Raw genomic sequence first — 26185 nt, forward strand, 5'->3', positions numbered from 1 at the left:
AAGGCCGATTTTTCGGATCACCAGAGCACGCGCATGCAATGACGTATGTATTCAATGCTCGTCATGCCTGTGCAAGCAGTCGACCAGGGAGAGACTCAATTCAGTGGACAGTCCTGCTTACGACGACATCATTGATGATCGAAGCTTTGTCGATCAGGGTCTGAACCTGATCAATCAGGCGCTGTCCATCTTCAACACCGAGATGCGCCTGATAACCTGCAATCGCCGATTCATAGAGATGTTCGAGCTGCCGGAAAATCTGGTACTCGCCGGTAGCACCTTTGCAGATATCAATATGTACCTGGCCAGACGTGGCGAATTCGGCCCTGGCGATCCAGCCACCCTGGCAAGTGAGCGGCTCGAACGGGCCAGACTTTTCGAGCCACACTATTTCGAGCGTACTCGGCCCAATGGACGTCGCATCTCGGTCGAAGGCCACCCACTCAGCGACAAGGGCTGGATTACCATCTACTCGGATATCACTGAGACCTGGCAAAACGAGCAGATGCTCAAGTCTCGCGATGCCGAACTGTCCGACAAGCTACTGGTCAGAACCGAGCTTCTTTCTGCCACCAATCGCAGTCTGACCTCAGCCAACCGTGCGCTACAGGAAACCAAGTCTGCCTTGCAGGCCTCCGAGGATCGCATGCGCTCGATCACCAGCGCAATTCCAGCTCATATCGCCTATATCGATACCCGCTATATCTATCGGTTTTCCAATAACCGCTTCAGCGATACGATGAAGATCAAGCGACCCGGCGTGACGGGTCGTACGATGGAGAGCATTTTCCCCGCACAGGTATTCACCAAACTACGACCCAAGCTTGATGAAGCATTCGGCGGTCAGCGCACCGATGTTGAATACGAGATGATTGATGATGAGGGCAACACACAATTCCTACGCACCATTTTCTCTCCCGAGATTGATGAGGAAGGCCTCACTCTGGGCGCTTTTGTGCTGTCGCTGAATGTCTCTGCCGAAAAAGCGGCCACCGAGCTGCAACTACAAGCCAAACGCATGGAAACAACCGCCCAACTGACCAGTGGTCTGGCGCATGATTTTTCCAATATTCTGACCGTCATTCTGGGTAATCTCGGTCGTCTGGCCGATCTGTCCAATGACGAGAACAGTCGCCTTGTCAGTTCCACCGAATCAGCGGCTCGTCGTGGCACACGCATCATCGACAATCTGATGGCCTTGCTCTATCGGCAACATCTGGATGTTCGTGAAACCAATGTCAGCAAGATCATGAGCGACCTGGCAACGCTGTTCAGTGCATCGATGAGCGAATCGATTGTTGTTGATCTGCAAATTCCAGACAAGGACATCATCGCCATGGTTGATGGCGGTGCCTTGCAAGATGCCATTCTCAATATATTGTTCAACGCACGCGATGCTATCGAGAGCTGCTCCATCGAAGGCCGCCTGGGTATCACCGCCTCCATTATTGACAGTGCCACCTCCCACTGCCTGCAAGTATCGGTCACAGATTCTGGCGCAGGCTTCACCGCAGAGGCACTGAGTTCTGCCATCGAACCATTCTTTACAACCAAACCTCAAGGTAAAGGCAGTGGATTGGGTTTGGCCATGGTTCACGGTTTTCTCGAAGAATGTAGCGGCAAGCTATTGTTGTCCAATAATGCTGACGCAGGTGCAACCGTCACAATCAACATTCCTCTCTCGCCACTTGAACCCGGCCTTGTTCGCTCTCAGGAGACAGCCGATGCACTACATCACCAGCGAGTATTGATTGTGGATGATGATGCCGAGCTGCGCGCCCTGATGCGTGACCATGCCACCGAACTGGGGCTATCGGTTATCGAGGCCGATAGTGCCGAAGAGGCTGGCCTTCTATTGAGCCGAGTAGACGGGATTGATGCGCTGATATCCGATATCATCATGCCTGGCGATGACAACGGACTTGATCTGGCACGCCAGGCGACAAGTACACGGCCTGCCCTGAAGGTGCTTCTGGTCAGCGGCCTCGCCGTTGACAACTCTCTTTTTCAATTCGCCAATGCCGAGTTTCCTGTTCTCAGAAAACCTTTCGACAAAAAAACCTTTTCTCGACAGCTCGTCCAGTTGCTGTCCACCAGCGCGAATCCGCAATGAATCCCACTACCTCAATTGCTGTCATCGAGGATGATGATGATATCGCCGACATCATCGTCAGCGTACTTGCAGAAGCTGGCTATCAGGTGCGTCGATTTGCAACAGCCGCCAGCTTCCATGAAACGCTGAAGACAGACAGACCCACACTGTGCCTGATTGATCTGGGACTACCTGATGAAAATGGACTCGACCTTGTCAGGCTACTATCCAATACTCACAATATCCCGAACATCATCATATCCGGCAAGCGAGCCTTGACCGACAAGTTGATCGGCCTGGAGCTGGGGGCTGATGACTATATAGCCAAACCTTTTGAATCTGCCGAACTGGTGGCCAGGGTTCGTACCGTGCTGCGTAGAGCCGGTAACGAAGGACGCCAGGTCACAGCACCACATCAGTCTCTCGCCCGGTTCCAGCAATGGACCATTGATTTCAATTCCTTCCGACTCATCGATGAGCAGAACAATGAAATCAGTCTGAATCGCTCAGAGGTGGAAATTTTACGCGTATTTCTGAACAGACCGCATCAATTGTTATCTCGCTCACAGATTCTCGAGCATCTGCAGCTGGACGTGGACAGCAACTTCGATCGCTCCATTGATGTCCGTATTTCACGGCTGCGCAACAAATTGGGAGAGGACCGTCAGAATCCCAAAATCATCAAGACGGTTTACGGCGAAGGCTATCTATTTGCAGCCGTGGTGACTTGGGTGCAGAGCTGAACATTAAGACTATCCACCTTGCGTAGCACTTCTATAACAGCTCTGTAGTTCAGCTACAAGGATAAATCGGAGTAACTAACCTGATAGTTCAATTATATTTCGAAATTCACTCAAAATTAGTCATCCTGATGCTTGACGGACGGGAAAATTGTTGAGCTTATGCACAAGCGCGCCATTATGGGGCAAATCACCTGAGAATTGAAGGCACGAAGCTCTAACGCATTCGTGACTTTTTATATCTACTTGTTTTCATTGAGTTTTCTGTAATTGTTCAAATTATGTGCAATTTGACAATACCGTTACACGACAACGGTTTCAGCCTGTTTCAACGGGTTCATCCACATACTTATCCACAGATTTTGTGGATAACCCATAGAGAGGGGAACTGAACCCTCAGAAGCCAAAAAATCGGAAATAAAACTCCAATTTCGACAGGTTTTATCACTTTATCGGCCCAAATCTGATAGACAAGTGAATCAAGGTCCTTACATAGCCCGGGCCATGGAGGTACCGTCTGCTCAGCTCAGTCTGGTGCGATGCGAGAAGGCAACAGCCAAGGTACCGCCATCTGCGAACTCCAGCTCACTGCCCACCGGTACACCGCGCGCAATCTGCATGACGGTTACCCCATGCCGAGCGGCAATATCCCCGATGTAGCGTGCCGTCGCCTGCCCTTCTACAGTGGGATTGGTTGCCAGAGTAATCTCATCAACACCACCGGTCTCCAACCGAGACTCCAGCAGGTCCAGCCCCAGATCCTTGGGGCCGATACCATCCAGGGGCGATAAGTGTCCGAGCAGCAGGAAAAACTTTCCTCTGAAATCGGTCGCACGATCAATAGCGAGCACATCGGCAGGGCTTTCCACGATGCACAGCTGTGAGCTGACTCTGGCCGGATCAGAACACCATCGACACAATGTGTTTTCAGTGAATATCCGGCACTGCTCACAGTGATGAACACGATCCATCGCGTCAACCAATGTGGATCCCAGTCGCCGGGCGGCATCACGATCACGTTGCAGCAAGTGCAGCGCCATTCGCTGAGCTGATTTCGGTCCTACTCCCGGCAGACATCGCAATGCTTCTACCAGGTCCTCCAGCAAGCCACTACTCGACACGTGCTATTGCTCCGCCTGTTTACTTAGAATGGCAGCTTCATGCCCGGCGGCAATTCCATACCGTTTGTCAGACCACTCAGCTTGTCTTTAGAGGCGACTGCAAGGCGCTGTGAAGCATCGTTAACGGCAGCTGCCACCAGATCTTCCAGCATATCCTTGTCATCACCAATCAAAGAGTCGTCAATTGAGACCTTTCGCAGCTCATGCTGACCATTCATGGTGACCTTGACCAGACCGCCACCGCTCTGACCTTCGATCTCCATATTGGCGATCTCTTCCTGCGCACGCTGCATGTCTTCTTGCATCTTCTGCGCTTGTTTCATCAGGTTGCCTATACCGCCTTTCATATTCACTGCCCTCTATATATATCTATGAATCAATAGTTGCCAAGTATGCTGCAAAGACCTTGCACACACAGTCAAGGCCTGTCATTTACTCCAGACCCTACAAACCTGCCCAAGGAGGGACTGGCTAGTCCTCGCCCAGAGGTGCGATGCTGGCCTCATCGACTGCAGCGTCGACACGATCAATGAGCTGACGAACAACCGGATCCTGGCCAATCGAGTCCCGTGCGGCGCTCATCTGGTCCGCCCGCACCTGCTCATCAATACGAGACGGGGTGCTCAACTGATCATCAACCAGCGATATCTGTAATTTCGCAGGCCTGCCGAGCCATTCGCTCAGTGCGGTCTGCACTCGTTCGGAAAACCGGGGAGTATGCAAATGCTCGGACGTCGACTCAAGCCGCAGATTGAAAGCATCGCCCGCTACGGACACAAGCTCGCAGTTACTGGCCAATTGTTTGGGCATACCGGAAATATCCAGCTCCGCAACAATACTGCGCCAATCCCCTATTTTGATATTACTCCGATCCACGCTGGCTGAAGACGCTGGAGCGCGTGCTGTTGGTGTAGGTGCAGCCGGAGCTTGCGCTGCTGGCATCGGCGCTGCGGGAGGTCGTGCGGTTTGCGCTGGCGGAGTTTGTGCCGCAGGGGCTCGTACTGCAGGCTCCACAGCTGCGGGAGTCGGTTTTGTTGGCACCGTCTCTCCCCGCGCTGCTGCCAGAGCGGCATCGCGCAGTGCTGCGCCTGCGGACACCGAGCCTCGGGCCGCTGTCGATGCAGGTGCTACAGGCGCGGCTACAGGTGCGAGTGCGGGTACAGAACCAGGTGCGCTGGGCTGGCCAGGCTCACCCTGTGGCCGGAAGGTGTTCATCCGCAGCAGGGCCATATCAAATGCTTCACGCGGATCCGGAGCAAAGGGCATGTCACGACGCGCATGGGTACCAATCTGGTAGTACAACTGAATTTCGTCATCAGCCAGCTCAGTGGCAAGCTGCGTCAGGCGTTCAAAACCGGCGGTATCTTCAGAGACGCTACCGGGCACCATCTGGAGCAACGCTATGCGATGCAGCAGACTCAGAATCTCTCCCATCAATTCGGAGAAGTCCGGAGCATATTCAGCCAACTGTTCGACACGCTCGAACAATTGCGCAACATCACCCCGCCCCAGTGATTCGACCAGACCCAGTAATCGATCCACCGACGCACGACCCAACATGGTCTCGACGTCCGATTCGCGAACAGCACCCTCGCCAAAAGCTGCTGCCTGCTCTACCAGACTCAGCGAATCACGTACGCTGCCTTCCGAGGCACGGGCAATAAGATCAAGCGCCGGGCGCTCATGCTCAATGGATTCTTCATCCAGAATTTTTGACAGATAATCTGCCAGATTACCCGGCGCCATGCGTTTCAGATTGAACTGCAGGCAGCGCGAGAGCACGGTGACAGGGACTTTCTGAGGGTCTGTGGTGGCCAGCAGGAACTTCACATGCTCCGGCGGCTCTTCCAGAGTTTTCAACAAGGCGTTGAAACTGTGGTTGGAAAACATGTGCACCTCATCGATCAGGTACACCTTGTAGCGTCCACTGGCAGGTGCGTAGGGCACGTTCTCCAGTAGTTCGCGAGTTTCCTCGACCTTGGTCCGGGAGGCGGCATCAACCTCGATCAGATCAAAAAAACGCCCCGCCTCGATATCCCGACAAGCGCTGCATTCCCCACAGGGGTTTGAACTGACGCCATTGGTCTCGCAGTTGAGACACTTGGCGAAGATACGTGCAATGGTTGTCTTGCCAACGCCGCGCATGCCCGTGAACATATAAGCATGGTGCAAGCGGTTGGTATCCAGCGCATTCACAAGCGCACGCAACACAGGCTCTTGGCCTAGCATGTCGCGAAAGTGTTGCGGCCGCCATTTGCGCGCAAGAACTTTGTAGCTCATCGATGTAGCTGTTTGAGGAAGTGGTTCTTGGGGGTGGGCTTATGAAGTCAGCATAAGGCGGTATCCCGTACCAGCCGCATCCCGGCGCCCGAATCCACTGCTGCCGCTGCTCCCTTCCGGGCCTGACGGGGTTAACAGTTTATCGTCGCGAGAGTGCCGATACGGAACACCATTACCCGACCATTCTGGGGCTTTAGAGCTCTTGGTGCAACCCTCGGGTGATTGTTTATTGTTATCTGTGCAACCTCAGTGTTCAAGAAGCCAATATGACGATCCGATATCAGCCAGATTCACCGTCTTGTCATAAAGAGTCCACACACTCGTGCAAAACCAGATAGCGCGTTACCATTTCATGAATTCGACACTTCCGACGAAAAACCCTGACATGCCTGCTCACATTCTGATTGTTGAAGACGAGGCCGCCATTCGTGACATGCTTCGATTTGCATTGGAGCGGCATGGCCATGAGGTTCACAGCTCAGGCAGCGTATCCGAGGCGCGCCAGCTCATGGCAGCTCAGAACATGGACCTGGCCATTGTCGACTGGATGTTGCCAGGTGGCAGCGGCCTTGAATTTGTCAGGAGCCTGCGCAAGGATCAGCTCCACAGCAATCTGCCTGTCATCATGTTAACCGCACGCACCGAAGAGCATGACATCACGGCAGGACTGGATGCCGGCGCAGATGACTATGTGACAAAGCCCTTCTCGCCGCGAGAGTTACATTCACGCATCAAGGCGCTGCTGCGCCGCAGCCATGACTTCACGGGCGACACCGCCCTGGTGCACGGCCCGTTGAGTCTGGACGTTGCGGCGCATCGATTGACCGCCAACGGCGAGGAAGTCGCCCTGGGTCATACCGAATTCAAGCTGTTGTCTTTTCTGATGAAAAACCCGGACCGGGTCTACAGTCGCACGCAGTTACTGGATCATGTCTGGGGCCCTGGCACCTTTATAGAAGAACGTACTGTTGATGTCCATATCCTGCGTTTGCGCAAGAGCCTGAAGCCCCATGCGGCAGACTCCATGCTGGACACGGTGCGCGGCGCAGGCTATCGATTCACACATCTGTGATCGTCCAGAATGATAAATCCACCTACGTCACCGGCTGCCCTTCGTTCCCATCAATACCCATGAAGCCGGTATTATTGCAATTTATCGTTTTCATCAGGCCGCTGTAAATGCTTTCAAACTGCCTGAAGGGCGAGATATCCCGATTCCTGACTGGCCTGCTGGGGGTAGCACTGGCAGGCTTCGTACTGGGTTTTCCGGCCATTTGCGCTCTGATCTACCTGACCGGCTATGTGTTCTGGCTACTGCGTAGAATGGATAACATGGTGCGCTGGCTGGACTCTGGCGCCAAACCTGCCAACGCGCCCCAGACAACCGGGCTGACCGACGAGATGATACAGCTCATCCATCGCGAGAAAAAATACAGTCGCAAGCAGCGCAACCGCTATCGCGGCATGCTGGCCCAGTTCAATTCACTGGCAGCCGACCTTCCCGATGCCACCGTGGTGCTGGATCGGGACTTCGAAATTCGCTGGTCCAACTCAGCAGCACAGCGCCTGCTCAATATCGATCCGGAAAAGGATCGGGGTCAGCGCATCGACAACCTGGTCAGACTGCCCAAATTTCGCGAATTTTTGCACAACAACTCGGATGAAGAGGAGCTGGAGATTCCCAGTTCCAGTATCGGGGACCGGATCATGGCTATTCGCAAGGTTCCGACTGGCAAGCATATGACAGTTCTGATTGCCGCCGATATCACCCAGCGTGTCCAGGTTCGGGAAATGCGCAAGGCTTTCGTCGGCGATGTGTCTCATGAGTTGCGAACCCCCTTGACGGTCATTCGCGGTTATCTGGAAATGTTACGGGAGAATGAATCTCTCGATGAGCAGATGAAACAGGGGCTGGATCAGGTCACCGCCCAGTCCGACCGGATGCGCGGCATTGTCGAGGATCTGCTGCAGCTGTCAAAAATGGAAGGTAATCCACTGGCGGAGAATGAAGGAGACACGTTGAACATGGGCGCCATGATCCAGACGATGGTGCACACACTGGGGGAGTCGACAGAATCCCACGAATTCATCCTCGAGCTGGACTCCACTCTAGCCCTGGTTGGCTCTGAACGTGAAATCTACAGCGCCTGTCACAACCTGCTGACCAATGCCGTCCGGTATACCGATCCGGGATCGACCATTCGTGTCAGTTGGCAGCAATCAGCCGATGGCGAGGCTGTCTACTCAGTTGCCGATAACGGACACGGCATCGAAGCACGCCATTTATCACGTCTCAGTGAACGCTTCTATCGAGTTGATGCAGGACGCTCTAGAGACGATGGTGGCACCGGCCTGGGCCTGGCCATTGTCAAGCACGCCGCGCAACGTCATGGCGGACTGCTATCCATCAACAGCACCCCGGGAAGTGGCTCTGTCTTTACCATCACTTTCCCGCCTGCTCGTGTGCTGCCCCTGCAACTGGCTGCCAATCAATAGCCTGCCATCGCTCGACTTTGTGAAGTTTGTGTTAACGATTTCACAAATACGACCTACTACATCTGCTGTGTAACAGTGGTGTCACATTGGGCTCCGATACTGCGCCCAACGACAAACAATCACTTCGAGCAAAGAGAAACTTCCATGAAAAAGACAGCATTACTGGTCGGTTCAGCAGTTTTGGCAACAGCCTTCGCAGGCAACGCCGTCGCTCGTGACGGCATCAGCGTTGTCGGTTCATCGACGGTCTATCCATTTGCCACTGTCGTTGCAGAGCGATTCGGCAAGACAACAGACTTCAATACGCCAAAAATCGAATCCACCGGTTCCGGTGGCGGTCTGAAACTTTTCTGTTCAGGCATCGGCGTTGAAACACCGGACATCACCAACTCTTCACGCCGCATGAAGACCAGCGAATATGAGATGTGCCAGAAGAACGGTGTCACCGATGTCGTTGAAGTCCTGATCGGTTATGACGGTATCGCCGTTGCCAATTCCATTAATGCTCAGCAGCTGGACATGGGTGCCAAGGAACTCTATCTGGCACTGGCCAAGATGGTCCCCAATCCTGATGGCTCCGAGTCACTGGTTGAAAACCCCTACAAGCAATGGGCTGACATCAACCCGGCTCTGCCTGCCATCGACATCGAAGTTCTCGGCCCTCCCCCGACTTCCGGCACACGTGACGCATTCGCCGAACTGGCAATGGAAGGCGGTTGCGGACAATTCGAATTCATCGAGAACATGGAAAAAGATGAGTTCCAGGCAACTTGTCACACCATGCGTGAAGACGGCGCTTATATCGAAGCCGGTGAGAACGACAACCTGATCGTACAAAAACTGGAAGCCAACCCCGATGCACTGGGCATTTTCGGCTTCAGCTTCCTTGAGCAGAACTCTGACAAGGTGCAGAGCTCAATCATCGATGGCCATATTGCAGACTTCGATTCTATCGCCAGTGGCGATTACGGCATCTCCCGTCCGTTATACTTCTATGTCAAGGCACAGCACATCGGTACTGTCCCGGGTATTGAAGAGTACCTGGCAGAATTCACCAGCGAACAGGCTTGGGGCGAAGACGGCTACCTGGCAGACAAGGGCATGATTCCATTGGGTGACGAGCAACGCGCCGAAGTCGGTGCGTCTGTCAAGTCACTGCAGAAACTGGTTCTGAACTGATAGGACGAAACAAGGCTATCGACTAGCCTGGGGTCTTTGTGACCCGACAGAAGTCAAAAAAGTCTCGCCATGGCTGGCGAGACTTTTTCGTTTTCACGACAGTTTGATTCCACAGATACGAGCAGCACTCTCCACATGCCAGCAACGACTCTTTTCCTGATCACCATAGGTCTGGCTATCGCCTCCTATATATACGGGAGAAGTCACGCCTTCTCGGTAGCGCGTAAAAATGGTGGCGTACGTGCCCTGCACTCGCTGCCCACCCACTACGGCATGATGGTCGCCATGTGGTGTGCACTGCCTGCTCTGGCCATCATTATCGGCTGGAAGCTTTTCGAACCCACCATTGTCAGCAGTCTGTTGCAGGATTCGATTCCGCAAACGGTAATCGATGCCGGTTCCAAGGCGATAGAGCTGTACAAGAACGATATCGGCAACCTGGTCGATAATCATGCGATAGCGGACATTAGCGACCCCATCAAACAGGTTGCCGCTCAGCGACTGGAAAACCTGCACAACACCAGTTCACTCGCATTGATGGTGCTGGCACTGACTGCCGCCATTGCCGGCGCTTCCCTGGCGGCACGAAAGATCAAGCCTGACACCCGTGCCCGGCAGATCGTGGAAAAAATCGTTCACGCCTTTCTGGTCAGCTGCGCCTCACTGGCGATTCTGACAACCCTCGGAATAGTGCTCTCCGTACTGTTCGAGTCCATACGCTTTTTCCAGGAGGTCGGAGTACTGGAGTTCATTACCGGTACCAAGTGGAGTCCACAAACGGCCATTCGTGTTGACCAGGTAGGCTCTTCGGGCTCTTTTGGTGCTGTGCCTCTGTTTCTGGGCACCCTGCTGATCTCCTTCATTGCCATGATGGTGGCTGTGCCTCTGGGCCTCATGTCAGCGATCTATCTGGCAGAGTACGCCTCGCGAACGGTTCGTAATATCGCCAAACCGCTACTGGAAATCCTGGCGGGCATACCGACCGTCGTCTACGGCTTCTTTGCCGCTCTGACGGTTGCACCGGCCCTGCGATCCTTTGGCGCCACCCTTGGTTTGAGTGTCTCTTCAGAGAGTGCGCTGGCTGCAGGCGCTGTCATGGGCATCATGATCATCCCCTTTGTTTCATCATTATCTGATGATGTGATTACCGCCGTGCCTCAATCCATGCGCGACGGCTCCTACGGACTGGGAGCCACCAAATCAGAGACCATCCGAAAAGTTGTCATACCGGCAGCCTTACCGGGTATCGTCGGCGGAATTCTGCTGGCGGTCTCAAGAGCCATCGGTGAAACCATGATCGTGGTGATGGCTGCAGGACTGGCCGCCAACCTCACCGCAAACCCACTCGAAGCGGTCACCACCGTCACCGTACAGATAGTCACCTTGCTGACAGGTGATCAGGAATTCGACAGTGCCAAGACCCTGGCAGCCTTTGCCCTGGGACTCATGCTGTTTGTCGTCACACTTTGTCTGAATATCATCGCTCTGCATGTGGTGCGAAAATACCGGGAGCAATACGAATGAGCGATACAACCAACAAGGTTCGCGCCTCTTTGAAGAAGCGCTACGCCGCAGAGAAACGATTCCGCCTGTATGGCATTGTGGCTATTGCAGCCAGTATCGGTTTTCTGTTCATTCTCCTGTTCAGCATTGTCAGCAAGGGGGCTCCTGCCTTCAAGCAGACCTTTGTCAAACTGGACGTCGAACTGAGCAGAGAGGCACTGGGAATATCCGATGCCCCAACACCGCAAGAGCTGCGATCCGCCAATTTTGCCGGTGTTGTCAAACAATCGCTACGGGAGCGTTTCCCCGAGGTGAGTAGCCGCGGCGACAAGAAGTCCTTGTACCAGTTGATCAGTACCGGTGCCGAATATCAGCTTTATGATCGAGTCGCAGCCGAGCCTGAGCTACTGGGCAATACGCTGAGCTTGTGGGTACCTGCAGACGATGAGCTCGGCGCCCTGATCAAATCCGATGCAGACCTTGCAAACCCGGACAGTATCGTCACTCGCATGAGTGACAAACAGATTGGCTGGGCCAAGACCCTGCGTGACAGTGGCGATCTGCAGGTGCGTTTCAATACCACCTTCTTCACTAACGGCGACTCTCGCGAGCCGGAGCTGGCGGGTATCAGAGCGGCCCTGATGGGTTCGGCATTTACCCTGTTGATCACATTCTGCCTCTCCTTCCCGATTGCTGTGGCTGCAGCCATCTACCTGGAAGAATTTGCCCCGCAGAATCGCTGGACGGATATCGTTGAAGTCAATATCAACAATCTGGCCGCGGTGCCCTCCATCGTATTCGGATTGCTGGGTCTGGCAGTTTTCATCAACTTCTTCCACTTGCCCCGATCAGCCCCGGTGGTCGGCGGTATCGTGCTGTCTCTGATGACACTGCCCACCATCATCATATCCAGCCGTGCAGCCTTGAAGGCGGTGCCTCCGTCCATACGCGAAGCCGGCAGAGGTCTTGGCGCCTCACAGTTGCAGGTTGTCACCCATCATGTGCTGCCGCTGGCCATGCCCGGCATTCTTACAGGCACCATCATCGGACTGGCTCAGGCGCTGGGTGAAACTGCGCCCCTGCTGATGATCGGCATGGTCGCCTTCATTGTCGACATTCCGCAGTCAGTAACGGATGCAGCCACCGTCTTGCCAGTCCAGGTATTTTTATGGGCAGACAGTCCTGAACGAGCTTTTGTCGAGAAGACCTCTGCTGCCATCATGGTATTGCTGGTCTTTCTCATCCTGATGAATGCGCTGGCTGTAATGCTGCGCAAAAAATTCGAACGTCGCTGGTAGGAGATTGAACTCGTGAATACTGCCATTGCAACCGATATACTTGATAATAACGACACACAGAGCATGCCCGTGAAACACTCCGCTCAGGAAGCTTTCGATAACCTAACCGAGACTGTCGGCTCACCGACCGTTGCCGACCCAAAAATGCGGGCCAGCAACGTCAACGTGTTCTACGGCGAAAAACAGGCCATCTTCGATGTCAGCCTGGATATCGGCATCAACGAGGTGGTCGCCATGATTGGCCCCTCAGGTTGTGGAAAGTCAACCTTCCTGCGTTGCCTCAATCGCATGAACGACACCATTCCTTCTTGCCGCGTTACCGGCGACATGACCCTGGACGGCGAGAATCTCTACGGCGCCGACCTGGATCCTGTCTTGCTGCGTGCCCGGGTGGGCATGGTGTTTCAGAAGCCCAATCCGTTTGCCAAATCCATCTATGACAACGTCGCCTATGGCCCCCGCATCCATGGTCTTGCCAGCAATCGGGCCGAGCTTGACGATATCGTTGTCGACAGCCTGAAAAAGGCCAGCCTGTTCGATGAAGTCAAGGATCGTCTGGACGCTCCGGGCACCAGTTTGTCAGGCGGTCAGCAGCAACGTTTGTGTATCGCCCGCTCTATCGCGGTGAATCCGGAAGTCATTCTGATGGACGAACCCTGCTCGGCTCTTGATCCCATCGCAACGGCTCGAATCGAGGAACTGATTGATGAGCTGCGCCAGAAATACGCTATTGCCATCGTGACTCACTCCATGCAGCAGGCTGCACGCGTCTCGCAGCGTACCGCCTACTTCCATCTGGGCAAGCTGGTGGAGGTGAATCCGACCAGTGATGTGTTCACGAATCCACAGCACGAGTTGACCGAGAACTATATAACCGGCCGATTCGGCTAACGCTCTCAGAGCACTCTATAATCCGCACCGTTAGGGCAATGGCCAAAGGCCTTGGATATCTTTATGGACAAGCTCCACCTTGATCAGCACATTTCTCATCAGTTCAACAAGGAACTGGAGGATATTCGTAACAAGGTTCTGACCATGGGTGGCCTGGTCGAACAACAGGTCACCAATGGCCTGACCGCCTTGCTGGAAGCCGATAACGATCTGGCAGCCAAGGTTGCCGAGCGTGACTACGAAATCAACATGCTGGAAGTCGAGATTGACGAGGACTGCACGCAAGTCCTCGCCAAGCGCCAGCCCGCAGCCAGCGATCTTCGCCTGGTCGTGACCGTCATCAAGGTCATCACCGATCTGGAACGAATTGGCGATGAGGCAGAGAAACTGGGACGTTTTTCGCGTGACTTGACTCAAATGTCAGAGGAATCACCCAGCTACCGCAAGGAATTACGTCATCTGGGCGAGCTGGTGAAATCGATGTTGCAGGACTCTCTGGACGCCTTTGCCCGCATGGATGTGGATGCAGCCCTCGCCATTGCTCAGCGCGATGAAGACGTTAACCGGGAATACGGCAATCTGGAACGCCTACTGGGCACACATCTGGTGGAAGACCCGCGCCAGGTATCCAAGCTGTTCAAGATTACCTGGTGCGCCCGAGCCCTGGAACGAATCGGCGATCATTCCGTGAATATCTGCGAATACGTGGTGTACCTGGTCAAGGGCCGAGACATCAGGCATACCAGCTTTGACAAGATACGCTCCGAGTTCCTCAATAAGTAGCGTGCTGGGCAGCGCGAATGGACGTGATGCAGGGGCGGCTTGAAAACTAGAGCGAGTCGAAAGGGACTTCGACTTCATACAGTGCCGGGAAGCTTGATTCAAGCCGTGCATCGATAAATTGCAGGCTTTCTCCCGCATATAGCCGAACCAGATCATTCTGCTTCTGCCATGTCATTGGTGTACTGAGCCCCTCGCCTTGCTTGCCTGTTACTTCCAGAGCCGAAGCCGGTTGTCCATAATTGGCCTTCAGCGCCGCCTTCAGCTCTGCAGAATCTGCATCACGACTCTCTGCCGAAGCGCCTGCCAAAGCCACATCAAGGCGCACAAGCTGCTGGTCAAGCAAAAACAGATCGACAGTGCGAACCTGCCAGCCATGCAGCAGAACAGCATCCACGGCACTGATTGAACAATGCTCTGTCCGGAACAATCGTCCGGTTCCACGTATTGCGGTCTTCCTGGTCATGCACACCGGCTTCTGCCACTGTGGCCCCGACAACTCATTCATGAGTTTGTCGTGCGCATCGCCCAGCTGCAAGCCATCCACGCCTGTGCGCAGGCTTGCATCATTCAGTACTAATTGCTGAGCATCCGACATGCTGTTGGTCTCCTTCAATGGGGCCGCAGGTAGACGGCTGTTACCGGCCTGTCCGCCAACCGAGGGCACGCTACAAGCGCTTACCAACAAGACAACAGGGACTACCAGAAAGCTTTTTTTAAAAGGATGAACCATCCGCCTGCTCTCAAGTTTCAATACGTGTTTTCTACGAACAGAACCACGAACCAGACTTGCAATACCCAACAACAGCAGGTACAGAGGACTTGTCGCGCCACCAGAGGAGCCGCCATTAGAGTTATCCGTGGACTCACCATTGATAGCCGCCTGCCTGGCTGCGATGAGCTCTGCTGATTGCTCCGGCACGTCCACATAGGTACCGATCCATGGAATATAGTGCGAAACATTAGTGTAGATACCGTAGAAATTCTCCTCTCCGCAGCCACTACCAAAACTGGTGATACCGACCTGCAGTATCTGGCCATCTTCAATGATATACAAAGGTCCGCCACTGTCACCAGCGCAAGCATCGACCCCACCCTGGGCGTAGCCTGCGCACAGCTGCGTCGCATTGATGATGCCGTCATAGGAAATCGGTGAATTACAAGTGGCCAGGGACACCAGCGGCACCGCAGCATCCTGCTGAATAGCCGGATAATTCGCAGAGCGTTCATTCAGATATCGGGTGGCTCCCCACCCGACTACATGGGCGATAGTGCCGGTGTAATCCTCGGTATCAGCAACAAACAACTGCCCTATCGGTACCTCCACGGCCGTTGCCAATTCCAGCAGTGCAATATCATTGGGCGGTGACTCCTGAGAATTATCATAGTCGGGGTGCACAATGACGTTGGTCACGACATGCTCCGCCGGCGACTCATCTTCAATCAGGTTATGAACGCCAACAGCCACCAGGATGCGGGAAGCATCATCCTGCTGCCCGAAACTATCAAACAGGCAGTGAGCTGCCGTCATCACCCAGCGCTCCGCGATTACCGTAGCGCCGCAATAGAAGCGATCATATAACGACGCCACACCCGGGCTTGCCAGCGCCACGACCGAGGGCCAGTCATCACGTGCAGAATCATCACCGCCCAACACTCGGCGAGTAATGTCCAGACCGCTCAGCACCGCATCGACATCATTGAGAGAGGTAGCTTCACTCTCGACCCCTGTCACAGAATCCGAATCTGCCAGCACCAGATTGGCAGGACTCACCAGACACAGCATGAGGATAAAATGGTGCCAGGCAGGCATCCGCACTGGCGCGGTAGCAGTGGGCAATACGCTTCGGGATGTCAAGCCAGGCATGTCAGTAAGTTTCTCAAATCAGCGCTCATAGGGGTACATAGCGACCATAAACAAACGATTCACATCATTACTGGCAATGTTTGTGACATAGCCGAAACGTCTGTGATCATCTATCTACGACAGCAAGCGCAGTAAAACTATCCATTTTCCCTTGGATGACCGGGCATCAGCTCATACGGATGCTCCCAACCTGACAAAGCCTGTATACGTTCCAGCCAGGCAGTAACGGCAGGATAGTCGTTCATGTCGATACCCGTTTCCTCTGGCCAGAACAGATAACCGCACAAGGAAATATCCGCAATGGTCGGTTCCTCACCCACGATAAAGTCGGATTTGGCAACGCGTGTGTCCAGAATCTTCAAAGCCGCCGCGGCACGGGCGTGCAGAAAAGCAGTCACCTCGTTTTCACCCTGATCAGTGAACTCGCGCATGAAGCGAAGCGGTGCGATAGAGCCTGTCAACTTGTTATTATCAAACAGGATCCAGCGTAATACTTCCCGGTGCTCAGGTACCGAATTGGCATCGAACTGCTCAAATGCATCGGCCAGATAGTCCAGAATGACGCCAGACTGGGTCAATGTGACATTTTTGGCCTCAAGCGTCGGCACCTCACCCATGTCATTGAGTTCCAGATACGCATCGGTCCGGGTTTCACCATTGAAGAAATCCACGAATACAGGCTGCCAGTCTGCCGAACACAGGTTCAGCATGAGCGCAGCCTTGTACGCATTGCCCGATTGGGCAAAACAATGAAGTTTGTATTTCATCTGGAGAACGGGAGACTCTGGTTTAGGCAGTCTCTATCATAGCTGCCTGCCCACGCCTGTGCGCAGGTGATCCCTCTACTGCCATGCCTGATCTGGCATGACACTCATGCCCACCGACTATTGATGCCCGTCATGGTCGTCCAGAGAGTCGAGGCACCGACCAGAAAAAGCGACTGGAACAACTAATAGCACTTCAAGTTCTTGTATCCTTGAGCATTCTTGTTTTGATGGTATGCCTTGCCAGCCCTTGAAACAACCAGACAAACCGGAAAGCTCTGACGATGTGCGGAATAACAGGAAGTATCAACTGGCAGGCAGATACGGTACTCGACGCCATGGTCGAGGCACAACGTCACCGTGGTCCTGACGATGGCGGCACCTGGTTGACCACCACAGCCACCGGTGAGCGCGTCGGTCTGGGATCACGCCGACTGGCCATACTGGATATCTCAACCGCCGGGCATATGCCCATGAGTAGCGCCGATGGCCAGCAAACCATCGTTTTCAACGGCGAAATCTACAACTATCGCGAACTGCGGCAAGAACTCGAAAGCTGCGGTCACCAGTTTCATTCAGATTGCGACACCGAAGTGGTGCTGCATATGTACCTGGAGTTCGGCACCGACTGCGTCAAGCGACTGAACGGCATGTTTGCCATCGCAATCTGGGACGAAGTAGAACAGCAACTGTTTCTGGCCAGAGATCATTTCGGCATCAAGCCGCTGTACTACACGCTGGCCAATGGTCAGTTTGCGTTTGCCTCCGAAATCAAGTCATTCCTGCCGCTTCCGGGCTTTCGCAAAGCCATCAACCGCGAGGCGCTGCACCAATATCTGACTTTCTTGTGGGTGCCCGACCCTCTGACGCTGTTCGACGGTGTGCTGAAAATGCCGCCGGGTCACTTTGGCCTGTACAAATCGGGTCAGTTGACGCTGACATCCTATTGGGACCTGCAGTTCCCACCAGCCGATCACCACTTTGAACAGAGCGAAGCCGCACTCACGGACGAAGTACGCGAACGTTTCAGTGCCGTGGTCAAATCCCAGATGGTCAGCGATGTGCCACTGGGCGCCTTCCTGAGCGCCGGACTGGACTCAAGCAGCATCCTGGCATGCATGAAACAACATACATCAGAGCCCATTCGCACCTTTACCGTGGCTTTCCCAGAGAAATACACCAAAGGTGACGTCCGGCTGGATGACACAACCGTTGCCGCCCGCACAGCGGCCAGCTTTGGCTGCATACATTCGGAGATCATGGTAGAGCCGAATGTGGTTGATCTATTGCCACACCTGATCTGGCATATGGATGAGCCGGTCTCAGACCCTGCCATCATTACCGCCTATCTGGTGAATCGTGAAGCACGGCAAGATGTAACCGTGCTGCTCTCAGGGGTCGGCGGCGATGAGCTGTTTGGCGGTTATCGAAAATACCAGGCCCACGAGCTGGCCAAACGGTATCAGAAGATCCCAGCCCCCCTTCGCAAACATCTGATCGAGCCAGCCATCAATGCCCTGCCCCCCTTGAGTGGTTCGGCTCTCAAGAGTCATATTCGCCTGGCCAAGAAGATGGTTCGCAGTGGCTCGATGGAGCCTCGTGAACGCTTCATCACGGACAGCGTGTATATGTCCGAACAGTTGGTCCACTCGCTCTACACCGAAGAGACGCAAGCATTATGTGGGCAGAGCGCTCCGCAACTTCGACACATGGAGTACTTTGACAACGTCCAAGATGCAGATTTCCTCAATCAGATGCTGTACGTGGATACCAAAGCTTTCATGAACAGTCTGAACCTGACCTACAACGACAAGATGAGCATGGCTTCATCGGTCGAAGTTCGGGTGCCCTTTCTGGACTGGGAATTTGCCGACTGGGTAGCGCAAGAGGTACCACCGAACCTGAAAATAAAAGGTGGCACCACCAAACACATTCTGCGTGAAGCCATGCGCCCCTGGTTGCCGGCCGAAGTCTTGACACAAAAGAAAGCAGGCTTCTTCGCCCCTATCGATCACTGGCTCGCCAACGATCTGAGTGACATGGTGAATGACTTGCTGTCAGTTGCACAAGTGGAACACCGTGGTCTGTTCCGCGCCGAACAGGTCAGCCGCATGGTGCAGGAACAACAAACAGGAAAGCATGACTGGTCCATGCAGATCTGGCAGCTACTGACGCTGGAGCTTTGGATGCAGGCTTTTTTAGATTAAATTAACGTACGCACGTTACTCTTTATCGTTACCACTCGAAAAACAGCATCGGCAAGTGCAAAGCGACCAAGTATGTTCTTGCTGCTATGCAACAAGCACAACAGGTAGCCGCACTAAATACCAATCTAGCATTATTGTTATTGTCAATCAGGCTTAACTGACGTCCTCTGAAATTCGCTACAGAATGTAGACCATGTGCCATGGAATGTAACGCAGTCTCACCATTCGATCATGCTTAGCTCACAGTACTAGGCCCCACATAGCATGACAAGCATTATAACGCTGATTTAAAATGCTTGGCAAAAAATAAAATTATTAGGAACATCTGCATATGAATAAATTTCTACTATTTTTGACAATTGCCATTGTCACCAGCGTTATCGTAACCATGCAAGGCTATAGCACTGCGGGCAGCGTATGGGACACACATGCCATTGATGGAGTCTCATTATTAAATTTCCACACCCCGGAAATCCCAGCATTTCCTATGTGGGGGTACTCAGTTCTCGCGGCCCTAGGAGGGAAATCCATTCCCATTTTTGAGGGGATATTCCTTTTTTGCATTCTTGCCATCTGGAACTCCATGATTACCAAGAGTAATAATGAAATCGGGTTAAACATTAGCGGCACGCTCTGGCCCCTTTCCTTTGTCATTATATTGATTCCATATATCTTCGTTTCGGTTTCCTACTACAGTAATTCTTTTTTTGGAATGTTAATTTTACTGGGGGCTGTTTTTCTTCAAAAAGCCAACAAAATAAATTCCCATTTACATTGGACGATATTATCTTCACTCGCATTTGGCACTGCCTATAACATCCGAAATGAAGCCATACTTTTTTGCCTAGCATTCATTTTTGCACTCTTTCTGCACCGTTTAATACAGAAGAAAAAACTATTTTCCATATCCCGGATAACAGTGTTCGTCCTGTTGACACTGGTCTCTATCGGCCCTTGGTACTGGTATACCGGACATGTTTTAGCCGCACCGCGCCTAGGCACTACGAATTCTGGCGGTGTGATGTACCTTTCGCTAGGCATCAGACCTGACAATCCATGGAACATTGAGTTTTCTGATGAATTTGTTGGAAACATTGCCCTACAAAAGAACTTTGGCTCACCTTGGTCGGAGACGGCTGACAAGTACTTCACCATGAAAACAGTTGATGCTGTCAAGGCTCATCCTGATGCCTTTGCTAAGAAAATTCTGACAAACCTGAAACTACAAATACTCCAAGGCACATATGTACCAAATATGCGATCCATATTTGGTAGCGAACTCGACAAACAACGATTGGATTATGTCAACGAATTATTCAAAGGTAAAATTGGTTTAACAGTAAATGAAAGCGAACTTCAAACTTATCTAAACAATCCTGATATTTTCGATGAAGTCACGCCTGCGCACTTTGCCATTGTACTTACGGAGTATGCATTTAGAGCAGGATACGCCTTGCTCTTTCTGATGTTAATCGCACTGAGCCTCGCGCTTACGGTTCTCAGTAGATTCAGATACCTAGAGTCTTGGCTATTCCTTGCTGCTACAGGGAGCACTGTACTTATCTCTTCATTATTCCTAACTCTGCCGCGCATGAGCACCATAATTTTACCCTTTGCATTGTGGTGCAGTGTAACTATTTACACCGACATCAGACGAAGCACTCGTAGAATAAAATGAATATAGCCAACATCAAAAAACATCAACTAAAAGAACACGCCTTCACCAGCCGGAGTGCGAATGCCAAAATATTATCAATTGAAGTAGGCATGACAACACCTAAAAAACAATACCACCTGATTAACAACTAACAGTAACGACTGTTTATTTTTTCCTAACAAGACAAACGTCAGAACAAAAGGGTATATATGGAACTAGCATCAGTTATAACTCTCATGCGCCCTCAGCAATATATAAAAAATCTATTTATATTTTTACCTCTTTTCTTTGCAATGGAGATCACCAACACAGGACTACTACTCAATGCCTTCATAGCTTTCATCGCGTTCTCTCTTACTGCCAGCGCAATCTACACGCTTAATGATTACTACGACATAGAAGAAGACAGACAACATCCAACAAAGAAAGATCGACCGCTTGCATCCGGAGCTCTCAGCAAACCTCATGCAATCATAGTCATGTCCTTACTGCTTTTAACAGGAGGAATACTAATGGCCTGCCTCTCTATTAAAGCACTTGCAGTCTTAACGATCTATGTCGTTATGAACATTGCATATAGCCTTTCTTTAAAACACATCTCAATTGTAGATGTAAATATAATCGCACTTGGCTTCGTCTTGCGCCTTTTTATAGGATCAACGGTTACGAACATACCGCTTTCAAAGTGGATTGTAATCATGACATTTCTACTGGCGATTTTCATGGCACTCGCCAAACGAAGGGACGATGTACTCATATTTCTCCATACAGGAAAAAAAATGCGCAAAGTGATTGACGGCTACAACCTTCAATTCCTTGACACTGCAATGGCGATCATGGCATCGGTTGTCATTGTTGCCTACACCATTTACACCACTTCAGCAGAAGTAACAGAGAGACTAAGTAGTGAATACCTCTACTTAACATCTTTCTTTGTAATCCTTGGAATTCTTCGTTATTTGAAGATCTCTCTTGTAAACGGAGACAGTGGTTCTCCCACAAAAATCGTAACCACAGACACCTTTATACAACTAACCCTACTAGGGTGGATTATAACTTTCACCTGGATACTCTATTAATGATAGCAAGCAAATATGCTGTCTTTGCAGCAATATCCACACTATTCAACCTCCTCCTCCAGTACATTATTTTTTTAATCTACAATGGCTTTGGCTCACTCTACATTGCCATGCTTTCTGGCACACTCGCGGGATTGGTAATCAAGTACATACTCGACAAGAAATTTATTTTTTACCACACACCAAAAGACAATAAGGATGATGCCAGGAAGTTCGCACTTTATTCTTTATTGGGCGCCTTCACGACTATCATTTTCTGGGGATCCGAGATCATCTTTGATACGATTTATCAGGACCCAAATGCCAAATATCTCGGTGCTGTTGTCGGTCTAAGCATCGGTTATGTAATGAAATATTTTTTAGACAAGAAGTATGTATTCATTCACAAAGAAGAAACCATATCATGAGTCTTATGAGCTGGGGAATGCACCCTAAAGTCAAAAGTACAGTATTAGTTTTTGACAAAACACAAACGCTCAAAAAAATAATTGACGAACACGATGAACTCATCCCATATGGAAATGGTAGAAGCTATGGTGACAGTGCCTTAAGCACCAATATTATAAATGTAAAACCGAAAGACTATTTTATTGCTTTCAATGAAAAGACCGGACTCCTGCACGTACAGGCGGGGGTGCTACTTTCAGAAATATTGGAATCGTTCGTTTCAAGAGGCTGGTTCCTCAAAGTCAGCCCTGGCACCAAACTCATCACAATCGGTGGCGCTATAGCTTCAGACATACATGGCAAAAATCACCACATTGAAGGATGCTTTAGCGAGTGTGTCAAAGAGTTCTTGATCACTATTGCAGACGGCCGAACCCTTACATGCTCAAAAGAAGCCACACCTGAACTTTTTAAGGCAACTTGCGGCGGACAAGGGCTTACGGGCGTTATTCTGGAAGCTAAGATCTACCTAAAGAAGATAAACTCACAATACATCGATCAAACCACAATTAGGACAGAGAACCTCAGAGAAACCTTTGAAGCCTTTGAAGCGTGCAAACAAAAACCTTATTCAGTAGCCTGGATAGATTGCCTTGCAAAAGGTGAAAAACTGGGAAAATGCCTATTAATGACCGGCGACTTCAGAAGTGATGGCAAGCTTGACTATAAAAAAAAGAAAAAAAGGAATATTCCATTCAACTTCCCCTCATTTGCACTTAACAATTTGAGTGTAAGAGCATTTAACTGGCTTTACTACCGCAAGATCAAAGAGAAGATTTCTCAACAAAGAGTAGATATCGACACTTTTTTCTATCCTTTAGATGCCATTGGCCACTGGAACCGTATCTACGGGAAGAGCGGCCTTACCCAGTATCAGTTCATCCTACCTAAAGCTACAAGCTATGAAGGTCTAAAGGAAATACTGAGTGTAATCTCAAAATCTGGAAAGGGCTCCTTCCTCGCAGTACTTAAACTCCATGGCAAAGCTAATGACAACTACCTGTCCTTTCCTCTTGAAGGGTATAGCCTTGCACTCGACTTCAAAATAGAGAGAGGCATATTTGACTTGCTTTCCAAACTGGATGAGATCGTTGTCAAATATGAAGGCCGTATTTACCTTTGCAAAGATGTCAGAGTCACTAAAGATGTCTTTGAAAAAGGCTACCCACAAGTAGAAACTTTCAGACGATTTAGAAGAGAGAACAAAATGGATGAAAAGTTCCAATCACTACAATCAAAAAGAGTAGGAATATAAGATGAGTTACGTATTAATCGTCGGAGCAAAAAGCGACATCGCCAAAGCAGTATCCAGAGAGTATGCCAAACATGGATACGATCTCTATCTCGCTGCAAGAAATGTGAATACTCTCGAAGATTTTGCCAAAGATATAACCGTTCGAACGCAAAGAACGGTGAAGCTAATTGAGCTGGATATTCTTGACTACACTAGCCATCAAATTTTCTACGACAATCTAGAGGAAAAACCACTAGGTGTTATATCCGCAATAGGCTACCTTGGAGAGCAAGACAAATCGCAAACAGATTTCGACCAAGCACAAAAAATAATGGATACCAACTATAAGGGCGTTGTGAGTCTCTTCAACATTATTGCCAATGATTTTGAGAAGAGACGCAGTGGATTCATGATTGGAATAAGCTCTGTTGCTGGTGATCGTGGACGTAAGAGCAACTACACCTATGGCTCAGCAAAAGCAGCTCTTACTACTTACCTATCAGGTCTCAGAAATAGACTATATGATGCTCAAGTGCATGTGATGACAGTCAAGCCTGGATTCGTGGCGACAAAGATGACCAAGGATATGGACCTTCCAGAAAAACTGACAGCACAACCTGAAGAGGTAGCTGATGATATTTACCAAGCTCAACAGAAAGGTGCAAATGTGCTTTATACAAAATGGCTCTGGAGATGGATCATGTTGATCATTAAAAACATTCCAGAACTCATTTTCAAAAAAATGAGCATATAGAACATGTATCAAAGATTTTTTGACATTAAGTATGTCATTATTTTTTTCTTTATTTATTATGGAATCTTGAGCTCATTCGGCTACGGGAATGATGGCGACACTTACCTGATGCTCAAAGCAGGTCAGAACTACCTGATTAATTCCGATTACCAGCCCTCTAGATTCCAAGGCTCCCTAATACCAGAACTTATAATATCTGCCACATCCCTAATAGGCGGACATTATCTAAGTAATCTTATTTCAGTCATTCTAGGAGTTGGAACTCTCTACATATTCCACCTCCTTCTTAGCAAGATGTTTAAAAAAAAGGAAACAACCCTAATCATACTAATAGTAGGATTTAACCCCTACTTTGTAATTGCATCATCCACCTCAATAGATTATATCTATAGTTTGTTTTTCATATTTCTTGGATCACTACTTCTATTTAAAAACTTTCGCATCATTGCTGCAATTTCTTTTGCACTGGCATTGTCCTCCCGACTATCCAATGCCATGCTCGTAGGCTTGGTATACTTATACTTCATTCTACCTACAGTCAAAACTGATAAAAATAAATTTTTTATACTATTTCTATCCGGATTATTCTCCTTGATTTTAACACTCGCGCTTTATATTCCAGCATACACAAGCGCAGGAAATACACTCTCCTTTCTCTCATATGCCATTGGAGACTGGAGCGCGTCACAGTATGTCGCACGATTCATATACAAGAATATTGCACTATTCGGAATGATAACTTCCATATTCATATACCTCTCATTTTTTTATTATATTACCACTCAAAAAATTCATACCGACCACTCAAAATTATTCTATTTTGCGGTCTGTGCTTTCATCATTGAGGAAGCACTTTTCCTTAAAATACCTTTGGAGATATCATACCTCTTACCCGCTGTATTTCTACTCCTACCACTTTACATCCACGTAACCAAATCCAGTTTCTTTGGTTATATTTTATTATTTTTATCAATATTTTATAATTTTATTAACATTGACTTCTTGAAGATGGAATATACAATGGAAAACCCAAAGGCAACTGACATGAAAGAAGCCACTGGCGCGAAAATTGGACTATTCATAAAACAAGGGGCCGTATACAATGACATTAAAACCAGAAAAGCCTCTCAAGACGAGTATTTCAATACCAATCATCTACCTATCATGAAGGTGAACTAATTTGTTGAATATTGCACTTTTTGATTTCGACGGCACCATCACCACAGACGACAGCCTGATTAAGTTTATCCGTTTTGTATTTGGTGACATCAAGACAGCATGGGGGATGATGATCCTCTCCCCCATGCTGCTAACATTCAAACTAAAACTCATTCCCAATTACAAGGCAAAGCAGTGGATGCTTTCCTATTTCTTCAAGGGAATGCCCGAAGAAAAATATCAAAAACTTGCAGAAGAATATTCACTAGAGCAGATTGACAACATACTTCGACGACAGGCAATGGAGAGAATCATGTGGCACAAGGAACAAGGTCACAAAGTCGTAGTCGTTTCAGCATCTTTAGAGTGCTGGTTAAAACCTTGGTGTAGTAAAAATGGTTTAGACATCATTGCCACGAAGATAGAAATAAAGGACGGCATCCTCACAGGGAAATTTTCAGGCAAGAACTGCCATGGCATTGAAAAAGTCAACAGAGTAAAAGGAGCATATGACCTGAGCGATTATAAACACATCTGGGCATATGGTGATTCTAATGGAGATAATGAAATGCTAGCTCTAGCTGATGAGAGTTTCTATAAGCCCTTCAGACACCCCTCCCCTTCTACGTCAGAATAGT

22 protein-coding genes and 1 other RNA gene are annotated in these 26185 nt (G+C 50.3%); 17 read left to right on the forward strand and 6 right to left on the reverse strand.

All coding sequences use genetic code 11. From position 1 onward, the window contains the following. Positions 1-103: 103 nt before the first annotated feature. Both IMCC3135_RS21745 and IMCC3135_RS21750 read left to right on the forward strand, forming a co-directional pair. Positions 104-2113, forward strand: coding sequence for a PAS-domain containing protein (locus tag IMCC3135_RS21745; RefSeq protein ID WP_088919505.1), 2010 nt, complete (start codon positions 104-106; stop codon positions 2111-2113). Continuing rightward, positions 2110-2835 carry a response regulator transcription factor gene (locus tag IMCC3135_RS21750; protein WP_088919506.1) on the forward strand — a complete coding sequence of 242 codons (726 nt, stop codon included), beginning with the start codon at positions 2110-2112 and terminating at the stop codon, positions 2833-2835. Before IMCC3135_RS21745 ends, IMCC3135_RS21750 begins: the two co-directional genes overlap by 4 nt. A gap of 518 nt (positions 2836-3353) precedes the next feature. Here the strand turns inward: IMCC3135_RS21750 and recR are convergent. The 4 genes from recR to ffs all read right to left on the reverse strand — a co-directional run bounded on the left by recR (position 3354) and on the right by ffs (position 6395). Continuing rightward, positions 3354-3953 (reverse strand): recombination mediator RecR, encoded by a 600-nt coding sequence (recR, locus tag IMCC3135_RS21755; protein ID WP_088919507.1) that lies wholly within the window; start codon positions 3951-3953, stop codon positions 3354-3356. Positions 3954-3976: 23 nt separating this feature from the next. Next, positions 3977-4300: a YbaB/EbfC family nucleoid-associated protein gene (locus IMCC3135_RS21760; RefSeq protein WP_205737665.1), complete on the reverse strand. Its 324-nt coding sequence runs from the start codon at positions 4298-4300 to the stop codon at positions 3977-3979. 124 nt (positions 4301-4424) lie between these two features. Then, positions 4425-6233 (reverse strand): DNA polymerase III subunit gamma/tau, encoded by a 1809-nt coding sequence (dnaX, locus tag IMCC3135_RS21765; protein ID WP_088919509.1) that lies wholly within the window; start codon positions 6231-6233, stop codon positions 4425-4427. Positions 6234-6298: 65 nt separating this feature from the next. After that, positions 6299-6395: signal recognition particle sRNA small type (gene ffs, locus IMCC3135_RS21770), an RNA gene on the reverse strand. Between the two features lie 223 nt (positions 6396-6618). On the opposite strand from ffs, the gene phoB reads away from it, so the two are divergent. The 7 genes from phoB (at position 6619) to phoU (ending at position 14383) form a co-directional block, all read left to right on the forward strand. Further along, entirely contained in the window at positions 6619-7305 is a 687-nt protein-coding gene (gene phoB / locus IMCC3135_RS21775; protein ID WP_088919510.1) for a phosphate regulon transcriptional regulator PhoB, read from the forward strand. A gap of 107 nt (positions 7306-7412) precedes the next feature. Next, positions 7413-8729, forward strand: coding sequence for a phosphate regulon sensor histidine kinase PhoR (gene phoR / locus IMCC3135_RS21780; RefSeq protein WP_088919511.1), 1317 nt, complete (start codon positions 7413-7415; stop codon positions 8727-8729). A gap of 144 nt (positions 8730-8873) precedes the next feature. Next, positions 8874-9908, forward strand: coding sequence for a substrate-binding domain-containing protein (locus tag IMCC3135_RS21785; protein WP_088919512.1), 1035 nt, complete (start codon positions 8874-8876; stop codon positions 9906-9908). A gap of 135 nt (positions 9909-10043) precedes the next feature. Further along, positions 10044-11432 carry a phosphate ABC transporter permease subunit PstC gene (pstC, locus tag IMCC3135_RS21790; protein ID WP_088922007.1) on the forward strand — a complete coding sequence of 463 codons (1389 nt, stop codon included), beginning with the start codon at positions 10044-10046 and terminating at the stop codon, positions 11430-11432. After that, positions 11429-12709 (forward strand): phosphate ABC transporter permease PstA, encoded by a 1281-nt coding sequence (gene pstA / locus IMCC3135_RS21795; RefSeq protein WP_088919513.1) that lies wholly within the window; start codon positions 11429-11431, stop codon positions 12707-12709. The genes pstC and pstA overlap by 4 nt, the downstream gene beginning before the upstream one ends. A 63-nt stretch (positions 12710-12772) precedes the next feature. Beyond that, positions 12773-13600: a phosphate ABC transporter ATP-binding protein PstB gene (pstB, locus tag IMCC3135_RS21800; RefSeq protein ID WP_088922008.1), complete on the forward strand. Its 828-nt coding sequence runs from the start codon at positions 12773-12775 to the stop codon at positions 13598-13600. A 63-nt stretch (positions 13601-13663) separates the two neighbouring features. Continuing rightward, positions 13664-14383, forward strand: a complete 720-nt coding sequence (phoU, locus tag IMCC3135_RS21805) for a phosphate signaling complex protein PhoU (protein WP_088919514.1) — start codon at positions 13664-13666, stop codon at positions 14381-14383. Positions 14384-14429: 46 nt separating this feature from the next. On the opposite strand, the gene IMCC3135_RS21810 is transcribed toward phoU, so the two are convergent. Next, positions 14430-16247, reverse strand: coding sequence for a S1 family serine peptidase (locus tag IMCC3135_RS21810; RefSeq protein ID WP_088919515.1), 1818 nt, complete (start codon positions 16245-16247; stop codon positions 14430-14432). A gap of 137 nt (positions 16248-16384) precedes the next feature. Beyond that, positions 16385-17014 (reverse strand): glutathione S-transferase family protein, encoded by a 630-nt coding sequence (locus tag IMCC3135_RS21815; protein WP_088919516.1) that lies wholly within the window; start codon positions 17012-17014, stop codon positions 16385-16387. Between the two features lie 281 nt (positions 17015-17295). Here IMCC3135_RS21815 and asnB point away from each other — a divergent pair, with 281 nt between their 5' ends. The 8 genes from asnB (at position 17296) to IMCC3135_RS21855 (ending at position 26184) form a co-directional block, all read left to right on the forward strand. Beyond that, entirely contained in the window at positions 17296-19218 is a 1923-nt protein-coding gene (gene asnB, locus IMCC3135_RS21820) for an asparagine synthase (glutamine-hydrolyzing) (RefSeq protein WP_088919517.1), read from the forward strand. A gap of 331 nt (positions 19219-19549) precedes the next feature. Beyond that, positions 19550-20896 carry a hypothetical protein gene (locus tag IMCC3135_RS21825; RefSeq protein ID WP_088919518.1) on the forward strand — a complete coding sequence of 449 codons (1347 nt, stop codon included), beginning with the start codon at positions 19550-19552 and terminating at the stop codon, positions 20894-20896. Positions 20897-21084: 188 nt separating this feature from the next. Next, positions 21085-21954 carry a decaprenyl-phosphate phosphoribosyltransferase gene (locus IMCC3135_RS21830; protein WP_088919519.1) on the forward strand — a complete coding sequence of 290 codons (870 nt, stop codon included), beginning with the start codon at positions 21085-21087 and terminating at the stop codon, positions 21952-21954. Then, positions 21954-22361 carry a GtrA family protein gene (locus tag IMCC3135_RS21835; RefSeq protein WP_088919520.1) on the forward strand — a complete coding sequence of 136 codons (408 nt, stop codon included), beginning with the start codon at positions 21954-21956 and terminating at the stop codon, positions 22359-22361. The genes IMCC3135_RS21830 and IMCC3135_RS21835 overlap by 1 nt, the downstream gene beginning before the upstream one ends. Continuing rightward, positions 22358-23656: an FAD-binding oxidoreductase gene (locus IMCC3135_RS21840; RefSeq protein WP_088919521.1), complete on the forward strand. Its 1299-nt coding sequence runs from the start codon at positions 22358-22360 to the stop codon at positions 23654-23656. The genes IMCC3135_RS21835 and IMCC3135_RS21840 overlap by 4 nt, the downstream gene beginning before the upstream one ends. A 1-nt stretch (position 23657) precedes the next feature. Beyond that, positions 23658-24389: an SDR family oxidoreductase gene (locus IMCC3135_RS21845; protein WP_088919522.1), complete on the forward strand. Its 732-nt coding sequence runs from the start codon at positions 23658-23660 to the stop codon at positions 24387-24389. Between the two features lie 108 nt (positions 24390-24497). Then, positions 24498-25568 (forward strand): hypothetical protein, encoded by a 1071-nt coding sequence (locus IMCC3135_RS21850; RefSeq protein ID WP_157736171.1) that lies wholly within the window; start codon positions 24498-24500, stop codon positions 25566-25568. A 4-nt stretch (positions 25569-25572) separates the two neighbouring features. After that, positions 25573-26184, forward strand: coding sequence for an HAD family hydrolase (locus IMCC3135_RS21855; protein ID WP_205737666.1), 612 nt, complete (start codon positions 25573-25575; stop codon positions 26182-26184). The last annotated feature ends 1 nt before the right edge of the window (position 26185 follow it).

It is taken from the genome of Granulosicoccus antarcticus IMCC3135 (genome assembly GCF_002215215.1).
Taxonomy (GTDB): Bacteria; Pseudomonadota; Gammaproteobacteria; order Granulosicoccales; family Granulosicoccaceae; genus Granulosicoccus; species Granulosicoccus antarcticus.